This window comes from Pseudoalteromonas sp. SaAl2 (assembly GCF_052947895.1).
In genome coordinates, this window is sequence record NZ_CM129605.1 from 683,532 (window position 1) to 700,757 (window position 17,226).

Genomic DNA, 17,226 nt, shown 5'->3' on the forward strand with positions numbered 1-17,226 from the left:
GCACCGTTGATTAAGTTTTAGCTAAAGAAATTAGTTTCTGCAAATCTAATTATGAAGTAGCATAAAAATTAATTTATACCACCTCTTTTGGTCGTATTTTTTTAATTCTTTTTTTGTAGTCCTGTACTTTAGTCCAGTAGCTCTTTAGTACGGTTTGTCTAAATTTTATCTATATAGCAAATTTTTTTTGACTGAGTAGGTGAAATCATGGATGCAAATCAATTATTAGTTATTGACGTACAAGGCACAGTACAGGTTGCTTTAGACGATGGCTCTTTTCGCACACTAACATTAGGCGACACAGTGACTGTTGGCGAGATTGTTGTAACTGCAGCAAACTCTTCGTTAATAATCGATGTCAAAGGTTTGTCACTCGCGATACCTGCAAATCAAAGAGTTAAAATTACGCCTGATTTAATGGCACAAGCCGCTCGAGATGACTCAGAAACCACCTTGTTTGATGAATCAATTGATGATGCTATTGCTAGTTTGAACTCACCCGAAGCACAAGACCCCACAGATACACAAAATCCAGATGTAACAGATTTTTTGCAAGCGTTAGAAGGTGATGGAGATATTCTTGACGCTTTAGATGCAACTGCTGCTGGTGGCAATACTCAGGGAGGATCTGGTGGTGGTACATCCTTTGTCACATTGACTCGAATTGCTGAATCTTTGAGTAATAACGGTTTATCGTTTGATGATAGTTACGAAAGTTTTAATGATGGGGTTTTTAATTTAAGAGATACCACAGATGGCGTGCTACCAGAGGAAAATTTGTTGGCATCATTAGCTATTAATGAGCTAGGTTTGATAAACAATGCGCAGCCTGTGATAACCGGTACAAGTGAAAATCTGGCTGGCCAAGCTGTTACTATGATAATTACGGATTCTGCAGGGGAGACGCAAACTTTAGTTGTCGTCATAGAAGAGGATGGTACATTTTCAGCTGCTGTAGAAGAGCCACTAATAGATGGCCCTATTGTGATAGATGTGACAGTTACAGATTCAGATGGAAATCCGATTACCGAGACGATTACCGCTGAAGTTGATACTACGGCACCTGTTGTAAGTATTAATGCATTAGCTGACTCATCTTCTGAAATTGTTACAATTAGCGGCTCTGTATCAGGTGTGACAGCAGGTAATAATGTGATCGTGACGGTGACAGATAGTACAGGGCAAATCCAAACTTTAACTGCTGTTATAGACGAACAAGGCAATTGGTCGTTAACAACACAAGCCTTATCTGAAGGTGCTTATACCGTAGATGCTGTTGCAACTGACGATGCAGGAAATCAAGGCGTTGATAGCGCATCAGCTGTAATAGATTTAACGGCACCAATAATAACTATTAATGATTTAGTTCATACAAATGACACAACCCCAGTTATTTCAGGGATAGTTCAAGGAGTATTAGCTGGAACGCTTGTTACCATTAATGTGACAGATGCAGCTGGTCTAGTGCAAACTGTTACTACGCAAAGTAATGCCGATGGCTCTTGGTCAATAGAGGTACAACAGCCGTTAGCTGAAGGTGAGTATAGTGTAAGCGCCACTGTTACTGATGTAGCAGGTAATTCGGATAGCACATCTGCACTGGGGGTTATTGATGTTAGTGCGCCAATTATTAATATTGATGATTTAGTCGACTCGAATCAGCAATCGCCAATTATATCAGGTACTACGCAAGGCGTAGTTAGCGGAACCACCATAACAATAACTATCACTGATAATGCTGGTCTTGAGCAAGTATTAACCGTAATAACCCAAGCTGATGGGACTTGGTCTGTAATCCCTGAGGCAATGGCTGAGGGTGAGTTTACGGTTATTGCAGAAGTAACAGACCTCGCTGGTAATTCAGCGCAGGACTCAGCAACTGCAAGTATAGATTTGACGGCTCCAGATATTAATTTAAATGATATTCCAGATACCGCAGATGATACACCTATAATTACAGGCATGGTGACAGGTGTAGAGCCTGGGGTAAATGTTAGTATTCTATTGCTTGATGCCAGCGGCTTTGAGCAAGTTTTTACGGCTACAGTATTAGCTGATGGCAGTTTTTCTGTAGAGGTGCCCCAGAGTGTTTCTCAGGGCGAATTTACAGTTACAGCTTCAGTGCTCGATAGTGTTGGTAATGAAGGTTCTGACACGATTTCAGGGAATATTGATCTTAGTGCACTTACTATTAGCATCGCAGATGTTGGTGAAACTAATGATACGACCCCGACAATTTCGGGTGGTAGTTTGAATGCTCAGTTAGGGGACACGGTAACCGTTATAATCATAGGACTTGATGGTCAAACAGAAACATTATTTACTCAAACAGACGGTAGCGGTAATTGGTCGATTGATGCTAGCCAGCCGTTAACCGAAGGTGAGTTTAGGATCATTGCGACGCTCACAGATAGTTCAGGCAACTCGGCAACAGCAAATGCTACAGGTGTAATTGATACCACTGAACCAGCTATTTCAATAGATTCTCTAATAAGCGCTAATGACACCACGCCAACTATTACAGGTTCCAGTGATGAAATTGGTGCGACGGTAAATGTGCTTGTTACTGATGCTGCAGGTGATGAGCAAAACCTAACTGCCACAGTACAAGCTGATGGCACATGGTCAGTGGATGTACCTACAGAGCTTGCTGAAGGTGCGTTTACCGTTGATGCCAGCGTGACTGATGCAGCCGGTAATACTGCCAGCGATACAGAAACGGGTGGGATAATTGATACACAAGCACCCACATTTGATATTGATCCATTAAGTGCGACGAATGACACTACGCCAACCATTACTGGCTCTAGTGATGAAATTGGCGCGACAGTGACTTTAACTGTGACAGATGCAGCCGGTGTGGAGCAAAATCTGACAGCGACAGTACAAGCTGATGGTACCTGGTCAGTGGATGTACCGACAGAGCTTGCTGAAGGTGCGTTTACCGTTGATGCTAGTGTGACGGATGCAGCCGGTAATACCGCCAGCGATACAGAAACGGGTGGGATAATTGATACGCAAGCACCCACATTTGATATTGATCCATTAAGTGCGACGAATGACACTACACCAACCATTACAGGCTCCAGTGATGAAATTGGCGCGACGGTGACTTTAACCGTGACAGATGCCGATGGCACAGGGCAAAACCTGACAGCAACAGTACAAGCCGATGGTACCTGGTCAGTGGATGTACCGACAGAGCTTGCTGAAGGTGCGTTTACGGTAGATGCCAGCGTGACGGATGCAGCCGGTAATACTGCCAGCGATACAGAAACGGGTGGGATAATTGATACACAAGCACCCACATTTGATATTGATCCATTAAGTGCGACGAATGACACTACGCCAACCATTACAGGCTCCAGTGATGAAATTGGCGCGACAGTTACACTAACTGTTACAGATGGTGGTGGCACAGAGCAGACTCTTTTTGCTGTGGTGCAAGCCAATGGTATCTGGTCTGTTGTAGTGGTGGATGCGCTTGCTGAAGGTGAATATCAAGTCATTGGTATCATCAGTGACGAGGCGGGTAATACAGCAACAGATACTGAAACGGGAGGGCTAATAAATAGTGAACTTCCAAGTTTAAATATTAATGAATTAAACCCAACCAATGACACTACGCCAACTATTACAGGCTCCAGTGATGAAATTGGCGCAACGGTGACTTTAACCGTGACAGATGCGGTGGGTGATGAACAAAACTTAACTGCCACAGTACAAGCTGATGGTACGTGGTCTGTGGATGTTCCTACAGAGCTTGCTGAAGGTAACTTTACCGTTGATGCCAGCGTGACAGATGCCGCGGGTAATACCGCCAGCGATACAGAAACCGGCGGGGTAATTGATACGCAAGCACCCACGTTTGATATTGATCCAATTACTGCAACCAATAATGCCACTCCAACTATTACTGGCTCCAGTGATGAAATTGGCGCGACAGTGATTTTAACTGTGACAGATGCGGCGGGTGATGAACAAAACTTAACTGCCACAGTACAAGCTGATGGTACCTGGTCAGTGGATGTACCGACAGAGCTTGCTGAAGGTGCGTTTACGGTAGATGCCAGCGTGACTGATGCGGCAGGTAATACTGCCAGTGATACAGAAACGGGTGGGGTAATTGATACGCAAGCCCCCACATTTGATATTGATCCAATCACTGCAACCAATAATGCCACTCCAACTATTACTGGCTCCAGTGACGAAATTGGCGCAACGGTGACTTTAACCGTGACAGATGCCGATGGCACAGAGCAAAATCTGACAGCGACAGTACAAGCCGATGGTACCTGGTCAGTGGATGTACCGACAGAGCTTGCTGAAGGTGCGTTTACCGTTGATGCTAGTGTGACGGATGCAGCCGGTAATACCGCCAGCGATACAGAAACGGGTGGGGTGATTGATACTCAAGCGCCTACGTTTGATATTGATCCAATTAATGCCACCAACGATACAATGCCAACCATTACAGGCTCCAGTGATGAAATTGGCGCAACGGTGACTTTAACCGTGACAGACGCAGCGGGTACTGAGCAAAACTTAACTGCCACAGTACAAGCTGATGGTACGTGGTCTGTGGATGTACCGACAGAGCTTGCTGAAGGTGCGTTTACGGTAGATGCCAGCGTGACGGATGCAGCCGGTAATACTGCCAGCGATACAGAAACGGGTGGGATAATTGATACACAAGCACCCACATTTGATATTGATCCATTAAGTGCGACGAATGACACTACGCCAACCATTACAGGCTCCAGTGATGAAATTGGCGCGACAGTTACACTAACTGTTACAGATGGTGGTGGCACAGAGCAGACTCTTTTTGCTGTGGTGCAAGCCAATGGTATCTGGTCTGTTGTAGTGGTGGATGCGCTTGCTGAAGGTGAATATCAAGTCATTGGTATCATCAGTGACGAGGCGGGTAATACAGCAACAGATACTGAAACGGGAGGGCTAATAAATAGTGAACTTCCAAGTTTAAATATTAATGAATTAAACCCAACCAATGACACTACGCCAACTATTACAGGCTCCAGTGATGAAATTGGCGCGACAGTGATTTTAACTGTGACAGATGCGGCGGGTGATGAACAAAACTTAACTGCCACAGTACAAGCTGATGGTACGTGGTCTGTGGATGTACCGACAGAGCTTGCTGAAGGTGCGTTTACCGTTGATGCCAGCGTGACAGATGCCGCGGGTAATACCGCCAGCGATACAGAAACCGGCGGGGTAATTGATACACAAGCGCCCACGTTTGATATTGATCCAATTACTGCAACCAATAATGCCACTCCAACTATTACTGGCTCTAGTGATGAAATTGGCGCGACAGTGACTTTAACTGTGACAGATGCAGCCGGTGTGGAGCAAAATCTGACAGCGACAGTACAAGCCGATGGTACGTGGTCAGTAGATGTGCCAGCTGAATTAGCTGAAGGAAGCTTTACGGTAGATGCCAGTGTAACGGATGCGGCGGGTAATACTGCCAGCGATACAGAAACCGGCGGGGTGATTGATACACAAGCGCCCACGTTTGATATTGATCCAATTAATGCCACCAATGATACAACGCCAACGATAACGGGTTCTAGTGATGAAATTGGCGCGACAGTGACTTTAACCGTGACAGATGCCGATGGCACAGAGCAAAATCTGACAGCGATAGTACAAGCTGATGGCACCTGGTCAGTAGATGTTCCAGCTGAATTAGCTGAAGGAAGCTTTACGGTAGATGCCAGTGTAACTGATGCGGCGGGTAACACGGCCAGTGACAGTGAAACAGGTGGGGTGATTGATACTCAAGCGCCCACGTTTGATATTGATCCAATTAATGCCACCAATGATACAACACCAACCATTACTGGATCCAGTGATGAAATTGGCGCGACAGTGACTTTAACCGTGACAGATGCCGATGGCACAGATCAAAATCTGACAGCGACAGTACAAGCCGATGGTACGTGGTCAGTAGATGTTCCAGCTGAATTAGCAGAAGGAAGCTTTACGGTTGAAGCTAGTGTGACGGATGCGGCAGGTAATACTGCCAGCGATACAGAAACCGGCGGGGTAATTGATACGCAAGCGCCCACGTTTGATATTGATCCAATTACTGCAACCAATAATGCCACTCCAACTATTACTGGCTCCAGTGATGAAATTGGCGCGACAGTGACTTTAACCGTGACAGATGCCGATGGCACAGATCAAAATCTGACAGCGACAGTACAAGCCGATGGTACGTGGTCAGTAGATGTTCCAGCTGAATTAGCAGAAGGAAGCTTTACGGTTGAAGCTAGTGTGACGGATGCGGCAGGTAATACTGCCAGCGATACAGAAACCGGCGGGGTAATTGATACGCAAGCGCCCACGTTTGATATTGATCCAATTACTGCAACCAATAATGCCACTCCAACTATTACTGGCTCCAGTGATGAAATTGGCGCAACGGTGACTTTAACCGTGACAGATGCAGCGGGTACTGAGCAAAACCTAACTGCCACAGTACAAGCCGATGGTACCTGGTCAGTAGATGTGCCCACTGATTTAGCGGAAGGTGCGTTTACGGTAGATGCCAGCGTGACGGATGCAGCCGGTAATACTGCCAGCGATACAGAAACGGGTGGGATAATTGATACACAAGCACCCACATTTGATATTGATCCATTAAGTGCGACGAATGACACTACGCCAACCATTACAGGCTCCAGTGATGAAATTGGCGCGACAGTTACACTAACTGTTACAGATGGTGGTGGCACAGAGCAGACTCTTTTTGCTGTGGTGCAAGCCAATGGTATCTGGTCTGTTGTAGTGGTGGATGCGCTTGCTGAAGGTGAATATCAAGTCATTGGTATCATCAGTGACGAGGCGGGTAATACAGCAACAGATACTGAAACGGGAGGGCTAATAAATAGTGAACTTCCAAGTTTAAATATTAATGAATTAAACCCAACCAATGACACTACGCCAACTATTACAGGCTCCAGTGATGAAATTGGCGCGACAGTGATTTTAACTGTGACAGATGCGGCGGGTGATGAACAAAACTTAACTGCCACAGTACAAGCTGATGGTACGTGGTCTGTGGATGTACCGACAGAGCTTGCTGAAGGTGCGTTTACCGTTGATGCCAGCGTGACAGATGCCGCGGGTAATACCGCCAGCGATACAGAAACCGGCGGGGTAATTGATACACAAGCGCCCACGTTTGATATTGATCCAATTACTGCAACCAATAATGCCACTCCAACTATTACTGGCTCTAGTGATGAAATTGGCGCGACAGTGATTTTAACTGTGACAGATGCGGCGGGTGATGAACAAAACTTAACTGCCACAGTACAAGCTGATGGTACGTGGTCTGTGGATGTACCGACAGAGCTTGCTGAAGGTGCGTTTACCGTTGATGCCAGCGTGACAGATGCCGCGGGTAATACCGCCAGCGATACAGAAACCGGCGGGGTAATTGATACACAAGCGCCCACGTTTGATATTGATCCAATTACTGCAACCAATAATGCCACTCCAACTATTACTGGCTCTAGTGATGAAATTGGCGCGACAGTGACTTTAACTGTGACAGATGCAGCCGGTGTGGAGCAAAATCTGACAGCGACAGTACAAGCCGATGGTACGTGGTCAGTAGATGTGCCAGCTGAATTAGCTGAAGGAAGCTTTACGGTAGATGCCAGTGTAACGGATGCGGCGGGTAATACTGCCAGCGATACAGAAACCGGCGGGGTGATTGATACACAAGCGCCCACGTTTGATATTGATCCAATTAATGCCACCAATGATACAACGCCAACGATAACGGGTTCTAGTGATGAAATTGGCGCGACAGTGACTTTAACCGTGACAGATGCCGATGGCACAGAGCAAAATCTGACAGCGATAGTACAAGCTGATGGCACCTGGTCAGTAGATGTTCCAGCTGAATTAGCTGAAGGAAGCTTTACGGTAGATGCCAGTGTAACGGATGCGGCGGGTAATACTGCCAGCGATACAGAAACCGGCGGGGTGATTGATACACAAGCGCCCACGTTTGATATTGATCCAATTAATGCCACCAATGATACAACGCCAACGATAACGGGTTCTAGTGATGAAATTGGCGCGACAGTGACTTTAACCGTGACAGATGCCGATGGCACAGAGCAAAATCTGACAGCGATAGTACAAGCTGATGGCACCTGGTCAGTAGATGTTCCAGCTGAATTAGCTGAAGGAAGCTTTACGGTTGAAGCTAGTGTGACGGATGCGGCAGGTAATACTGCCAGCGATACAGAAACCGGCGGGGTAATTGATACGCAAGCGCCCACGTTTGATATTGATCCAATTACTGCAACCAATAATGCCACTCCAACTATTACTGGCTCCAGTGATGAAATTGGCGCAACGGTGACTTTAACCGTGACAGATGCAGCGGGTACTGAGCAAAACCTAACTGCCACAGTACAAGCCGATGGTACCTGGTCAGTAGATGTGCCCACTGATTTAGCGGAAGGTGCGTTTACGGTAGATGCCAGTGTGACGGATGCAGCTGGTAATATCGCAAGTGATACAGAAACGGGTGGGGTAATTGATACCACCGCACCGAGTGTGAGTATCAGCGCACCAGAATTAACGAACGACAACACACCGCTGGTAACGGGCACATCAGACTTAGCTAACAGCGATATAATAGTGACCTTCACTGACAGCAATGGCAGCCACAGTGTCACGGTGCAAACAGATGATAATGGTCAATGGCAGGCAGAAGCCAGCCAAGCATTAGCGGATGGCAACTACAGTGTCAGTGTCAGTCTCAGTGATGCCGCAGGCAATACTGGCACCGCCAGTGATAGTGGGGTTGTTGATACTATTCCACCGGCGCTTGCGTTTACTCCCACCTTCTTATTAGGTCAAGTTGTGACATTATCGGGCACCTCTGATTTACCTGCAGGCAGCACGGTCACGGTCACTCAAAACTTACTGGGTGGCGGGGTGATAAGTTACACAGCGACAACGGATGCGGCAGGTAATTGGTCACTTGCAGGATTAAGTATCCCATTATTAACATTGGTATCAATCACCGCCAGTGCAACCGATGAAGCGGGGAATACACGGGTCATTAACTCAACCGATTTTGATGGCACACCACCGAGCCTTACAGTGATGGTTGATACTTTAGGTAATGATAACACCCCAGACGTTAGTGGTAGCACCGATGCAGGTGAAGGTGCGCAAGTGAATGTAATCTTCACGGATAATAATGGCGATACTCAAACCGTGATAGCTGTTGTTGATAATGCAGGTAATTGGGCGGTGAGCCCAAGCACAGCCTTACCCGATGGTGAGTTTACAGTGGATGTGAGTGTGCGTGATGGCGTGGGCAACGAAACCACAGAGACAGTGGCAGGCGTGATTGATACAGACGCACCGAGCCTCACCGTCAATGGCGTGGGGGATGGGCGTGATGTGACCCCAGAATTCAGCGGCACCAGTAATGAAATCGGTGGCACAGTGACGGTGACAGTGACTGATGCCAACGGCGCAGAGCAAACCCTCACAGCGAGCGTACAAAGCGACGGCAGTTGGTCAGTGGAAGTACCAAACGGCTTAGCGCAAGGGGATTACACGACGGACGTTATGATCAGTGATGGCGCAGGGAATGAAACACAGGTGATCTTAACAGGTAATATAGATACCAGTGTGCCCGTGGTCACGGTGAATAATAATGGCTTAGGCAATGACGCCAATCCGGTTATTAGTGGAACATCAACGGAGCCTGTTGGCACCCAAGTGAGCATCACGATTGTGGATGCCAATGGCGATACGCATACGCTGACGAGCCAAGTCCAAGCGGGCGGTGGCTGGCAAGTGGCTGCGGCCAACTTACCGGATGGGGATTACAGCTACAGCGCGAGTATCACTGATGCAGCAGGCAACACTGGCAGTGCAGCGGGGGCAGGGGAAATCGATACCCTTGCACCGGTGCTCACGCTTGATAATTTAGGCACCATCAATAATGACACGCCGACTATTTCAGGCACGTCATCAGAGCCGGTTGGCACCGTTATCACCGTCATATTGACTGACAGCAGCGGTGTTGAGACTGAGCTGAGCGCAAGTGTGGATGACAACGGTGATTGGTCTGTGACCAGCCCAGTGTTAACAGATGGCGATTACAGCGTCAGTGCTAGCGTGACAGATGAGGCAGGTAATAGCAGTCAACAAACCGATGACTTTATTCTCAATACGAATGCGCCGAGCATCACCATCAACGCAATTGGCGAAACCAACGACACGACACCGACCATTAACGGCACCAGTGATGCAGCCGATGGCACCACGGTGACGGTGGTGATTGATGATGGTATTAACCCCGCGCAATCAATTGATACCACGGTGAGTGGCGGAAGTTGGTCAATCACAGTGGCAGACTTATTAGCCGAGGGCGACTTCACGGTGACCGCCTCGGTCACTGAAGGGGGCTTAACCAGTGAAGCGACGCGCACAGGGATTATTGATACCACGATGCCAGACATCAGTATCGATTCGATAGCGGACAGTAACGACACTACGCCAACAATCAGCGGCACAGCCAGTGCTCCACAAGGCAGCATCGTGACTGTCGTATTTAATGATGCAGAAGGGAATTCACACACGGTCACCACACAAATGACGCCATCGGGCACCTGGTCGGTTCCGGCTAGCGATAGCCTAGCTGAAGGGGAATACACGGTGACCGCGAGTGTATCTGATCAAGCAGGCAACCCAGCAAGCACTAGCATGACCGGGCTGATTGATTTAACGCCACCGAGTGTCAGTATTGACGCGCTCGCTGCAGGCAGTGATGTCACGCCATTAATCAGCGGGCAAAGCAGCGGTGTACCAGCGGGTACCCAGGTGACTATCGAGGTCACGGCAGCGAATGGGGCGATACAAAGTATCACTACCACCACAGGCAGTGATGGTAGCTGGTCAATCGAAGTGGCGAATGCCATTGGCGAAGGCGACTACAGTGTAACCGCCAGTATCACCGATGCAGCGGGGAACACCGGCAGCAATACAACCACCGGTGAGATTGATACCACCGCACCGAGTGTGAGTATCAGCGCACCAGAATTAACGAACGACAACACACCGTTGGTAACGGGCACATCAGACTTAGCTAACAGCGATATTATCGTGACCTTCACTGACAGCAATGGCAGCCACAGTGTCACGGTGCAAACAGATGATAATGGTCAATGGCAGGCAGAAGCCAGCCAAGCATTGGCGGATGGCAACTACAGTGTCAGTGTCAGTCTCAGTGATGCCGCAGGCAATACCGGTACCGCCACAGACAGTGGCGTGGTGGATACTACAGGCCCAGAATTGAGAATTATTCCAGCATTTCTACTCGGTAATCTAGTGTCGTTGTCTGGGGATTCTGATTTACCTGCCGGTAGCACGGTGACAATTACCGAACACTTAGTTGGGGGATTACTTGGCGCTAGTTACACTGCTACGACGGATGAGGATGGTAATTGGCAAGTTCTTAATTTAACAGTGCCCTTGCTAAATTTGGCTTATGTGACTGCCAGTGCGACAGATGCAGCAGGTAACACAAGCACGGTGAGCACGCTTGATTTTGATAATACAGCTCCTGATTTGAATGTCAGTGTTGCAGCATTGAGTAATGACACAACACCTGTCATTTCAGGCGACACAGATATGGGCCAAGGCACTGTGATTAATTTGACCGTGGTCGATAGTGATAATGTTAGCCAAACATTTACCGCCGTGGTTCAAGCAGATCAAACTTGGTCGGTGTCTGTGCCACAAGCACTCGCGGAGGGAACTTATACTGTTACTGCATCTGTGCGCGATGGCGTTGGTAATTTAACTACAGAACAGACGACTGGTGTGGTTGATAGTGTCGCGCCAAGTTTAGTGATAGATAACTTACAACCAACCGCTAATGCAACACCAACGATTACAGGCAGTAGCAACGAGATTGGTGGAGAAGTATCTGTAGTGGTTAACGGACAAACGCTGCAAGCGACGATCGCAAATGACGGTACTTGGCAGGTCACAATCCCAACGGCATTAAATGATGGCGATTACTCAGTTGAAGTGAGTATTAGCGATGATGCGGGTAACTTACAAACAGCAGCGGCTATGCTGTCGATAGATACTATCACGCCTGTATTGACGCTAGCGGATCCTGGTATTACTAATGATGCAACGCCGACCATTTCAGGAACTTCAACAGAGCCGCAAGGGACTGAAGTGGTCATTGTTTTGGTTGACGCTAATGGTGACAGTCAGCAATTTACAACCCAAGTGCAAGGCGATGGCAGTTATTCAACAAGTCCAACGGCTGATATCGCTGATGGTGCTTACACTGTCACGGCCACAATTACAGATGCAGCTAACAATATTGGCACAGCACAAGGCACAGGTATCGTTGATACTTTAGATCCCACTTTAACATTAGATGGATTGGGTACATTTAATGATGATACACCGGTTATTTCAGGTAGCAGTGATGAAATAGGCGCAACGGTGATGGTCAATGTCAATGATGGCTTAAACAGTTATCAACTAAGTGCAGTTGTACAAGCCGATGGCAGCTGGTCAGTGCAAGTTATTAATGTATTGAACGATGGCGCAATTACTATTACGGCTAATGTAAGTGATGCTGCAGGCAATCAAGCATCGGTATCAGGTAACGCAACACTGGATACCAATGCGCCAACTATCTCTATTACGAGTTTGCAACCAACATTGGATACCACACCGACTATTTCAGGTATTACAGATGCCAGAGATGGTACTGATGTGACTATTGAAATTATTGTCTTGGGCATTGTAGTGCAAACATTGACTACACAAGCTTCGGCAGGTCAGTGGAGTCTTGATGTTATCGACGCCTTGGATGAAGGCAGCTACACGGTGAAAGCTAGTGTCACTGAAGACGGTTTAACTGGATCTTCAAATACTAGCTTAGCAATAGATTTAACAGCCCCAACATTAGCTGTTAATACACCGACTATTACCAATGATACCACGCCAGTAATTAGTGGCACATCAGATGCAGCACAAGGCACTATCGTTACATTGTTGGTCACAGACAGTGCTGGCACTGAGCAATCGGCGCAGGCAACGGTCAAAGCAAATGGTACATGGTCTGTTGCGCTTGCAAGTGAGCTTGCTGAAGGAAGTTATAGCGTTGCTGCAACCATTGCGGACATTGCCGGAAATAGCAATTCGGCTCAAACAACAGGTGAAATAGATCTAACCCCACCTACAGTGTTGATCGATTTATTAAGCAGCACAGCAGATAAAACACCGGTTGTTTCAGGAGCTGCATTAGATGCTGTTGCGGGGAACACCGTTGCTGTTACTTTTACAGATGCACAAGGGGTAAGTCATATAGTCAATACAACACTCGCAACGGATTTAACATGGCAAGTCGAAGCATCCCAAACTCTTGCAGAAGGTGCCTACACTGTTACTGCTGTGGTCACTGATACTGCAGGTAATGCTGGGCAACAAATTGCTAATGCCGTTATAGACAGTATTAACCCTGAGATCACTATTGACCAAAGTAGCTTGGTATTAACCCAAGATACAACACCACTTATTAGTGGTACATCAGATGAAGCGAATGCCACTGTAGAGGTTACCTTTACTGATGCAAATGGTACTGAGCATATTGTAACCGTTACTACTGATGCGCAAGGTGATTGGCAAGCAGCAGCAAACACCGCATTAGCTGAAGGCGTCTACTCTGTGAAAGCAACAATCACAGATATAGCAGGGAATCAAGGAGAAGACAGTAAAACGGGTGGTGAGGTTGATATTACGCCGCCAGAACTGGCAATTGTCCCATCATTCTTATTGGGTAATTTGGTGTCCTTGTCAGGAACCTCTGATTTACCTGAGGGCAGCGTAGTCACTATTACAAATCACTTAGTGGGAGGCGCAGTAGGTTTACCTTATACAGCTACTGTTGATGCAAACGGTGACTGGAGTGTATTGAACCTCTCAGTATCATTGCTAACACTTGCGTATGTTGAAGCATCTGCAACCGATGCGGCGGGTAATACCACCACCATCAGTACCTTAGATTTTGATAATACGGCGCCTGAACTTACGTTATCTACCCCAGCACTGACTATGGATAGTACGCCAACTATTAGCGGAACCACTGATTTAGGTGAAGGTGCGCAAGTAACACTTGTGGTCACAGGGCAAGGGGTTGCAACACAGACCTTTAATGCGACAGTGCAAGCGAATGGCAGTTGGTCAGTCAATGTGCCACAAAATTTAGGAGATGGACAATATACGGTTAAAGCGAGTGTGCGCGATGGCGTTGGTAATCTAACAGAGCAGACGGCCAGTGGTGTAATTGATACTACCGCACCAAGCTTAGTTCTTAATACAACTGCGTTCACCAGTGATGATACGCCGCTTATCAGTGGCACCAGTAATTTAACTGGTGGCGAGGTTACCGTCACTATTGATGGGCAAAGCTTAACAGCGACGGTGGCACAAACTGGCCAGTGGCAAGTGTCGGCTAGTACGCTCACCGATGGGACCTATACCGTCACTGCAACGGTTACCGATCAAGCAGGAAATAGTACAACTCGTACAGGTAATATCACCGTAGATACAGTCGCTCCAAACATTACAGTGGTCAGTCAAGGCTTAGGCAATGATGCGACACCAATAATCTCAGGAACGAGTGATGAAGCACAAGGTAGTACGGTTTCGGTGGTAATTGTTGATGGTAATGGCGATACGCATAATTTGACGGCAGTAGTTGATATTAATGGCGATTGGCAAGTTGAATCCGATACCCTTCCTGAGGGGGAGTACAATGTTACAGCATCAATTACCGATGCAGCAGGGCTCACTTCAAGTGTTACAACTGGTGGTGAAATAGATACCGTTGCGCCAGTTGTGGCTGTGGATGCTGTAGGCACAATAAATCTTGCAACTCCAACAATAACAGGTAGCAGCGATGAGCCCGCGGGTACAGTGATTAGTGTTGATGTAACTGACAGTACACAAACCTATAGTTATACAACCGAAGTACAAGCTGATGGTAGTTGGTCTATAGATGTTCCAGATAACTTAGAGGATGGTAGTATCAGTGTTGTTGCTTCGGTTACCGATTTAGCTGGCAATACAAGTACATCAGATAGTGTAATTGGTGCACTCAATACGAGCGCCCCAAGTATAGGCATTACGCCTTTAGCGGCCACAAATGATACTACCCCAGTTATAAGTGGTACGAGTGACGCGTCAAATAGTAGTGCTATAAATTTAGTGATCAGCAATGCAAGTGGTGATGTGCAAACCTTTACCGCTACTTTGAATAGTGGTGTATGGAGTGTAGAAGTTCCGCAAGCGCTGTTAGAGGGCAGCTACACGGTTTCAGCGAGTGTTACCGAAGTAGGATTAACGTCGTCAGCTTCAACATCACTTGTAATTGACTTAACCGCGCCAACACTTGAAATAACATCGGCATTGTCTTCTGCTGATTCAACTCCGTTAATATCAGGCACAAGCCTTGATGCAGAGCTGGGCTCTATAGTTGAAGTAACGATACTCGATAGCAATGGTGTTAGCCAAACTGTGTCTACCCAGGTACTTGCAAATGGTAATTGGAGTGTTGTTGCAAGCACGGCGCTTGCTGAAGGTGATGCTCAAGTTACCGCTGTGATCACCGACACCGCAGGTAACAGCAGCAATGATACAATTACACTCAATATGGATTACACTGGACCTGTAATTTCAGTAACAGCACCAGCGATTACCAATGATTTGACACCGACCATAAATGGTTCTATCAGTGGTGCACCGGCAGGCACTTTAGTGACAGTGTTGGTCACTGACCGTGCGGGTAATACTCAAGAGATGACCACAACATCTAATGCCGATGGTAGCTGGGATGTTGAAGTAATTAATGGTTTAGCAGATGGCACTTACACTGTTAGTGTCAGTGCTGCTGATGAGTTAGGAAATGAATCGTCAGCGCAAAGTACAGGCATCATAGATACGGTAGCGCCAGAAGTCGCAATTACCAGTGGCTTAGTTTTAACTTATGATACGAGCCCACTGATCACAGGAACGTCAAGTGAAGCGAATTCAGAGGTGATAATAAGCTTTGGCAGCGGCTATCAGCAAACAGTTACAACTGATAATGACGGTAACTGGTCAGTTTCATTAGGAGATAGTATCAGTGATTTCCCTGCAGGGCTATTGGATGGCGCATATACGGTAAGTGCTAGTATCGAAGATGCTGCGGGTAACATGGGTACTGCATCAGGCAATGGCTTAATAGTTGATACCACTCCTATTGAGTTTAATGTGACGGACTATAATCCTGGTATATTGGGTCTGCTACTTCCATCTGTAGAAGGAGAAGCACCATCAGGAACTGAAATATATATCATCGGAGCTAGCTTAATTGGCGTAGGCTTATTGGGAATTGATCTTGATGTATTAGAAGGTTACCCAAGTACGACAACTGACGCCAACGGTGAGTGGAGTTATACATTATCCTTATTGGACTTGGACCTGTTAAGTGGTGAAGATTATTATTTCTTAACAATTGATCAAGCTGGAAATTACCTTGTTAAAGATACAGATAATCAGGATTTTGCCTCTGGCAATATTAATGATGATCCAGCATCACTCAGTGTAGAGGCAGATCAGAGCATAGCTCAAACAGAGATACCAGAATCAAGTGTTACCTTCAGTAATGAAGTATCACAAAATGAAAGCATTGATTTAAGTCGTATCTTAGCTGCTGACAATACCGTTAGTAGTGAGTCAGAGCCATTGGATTTAACAATCAGTGATGTACTGAGCGATGCTGAACAAACGGATTTGCTAGCCTTAGACTTAGACAGTGAAGCTAGTAGTATTGCTTTCAGTGGAGATACATCGAAATCTGCTGAGCCCGCTCTTGATGCACAAAATCAATCAGAAGAGATGATTAAAAAGTTAATTGAGAGTGGAAATAACCAAATAGATAGTTAATGAGTTAACTAATACAAATATAAAGCGCGGGTAGTTTCACACTTCCCGCGCTTTATTATATTAATTTCGTGAGCAATTTAGTTATTACGCAGGATTGATTTTATAAAATCACAGTGAAGCACGGAAAAGTAATTTTGAATAATAGCTGAGTATGTACTATCTAGTAAATGAGCACTAAATAGTATTGGTAAT

The 17,226-nt window shown here is 46.6% G+C and carries 1 protein-coding gene; it reads left to right on the top strand.

All coding sequences use genetic code 11. From position 1 onward, the window contains the following. Positions 1–207 precede the first annotated feature (207 nt). Positions 208–17,034 carry an Ig-like domain-containing protein gene (locus ACU8V8_RS03240; protein ID WP_446888830.1) on the top strand — a complete coding sequence of 5,609 codons (16,827 nt, stop codon included), beginning with the start codon at positions 208–210 and terminating at the stop codon, positions 17,032–17,034. The last annotated feature ends 192 nt before the right edge of the window (positions 17,035–17,226 follow it).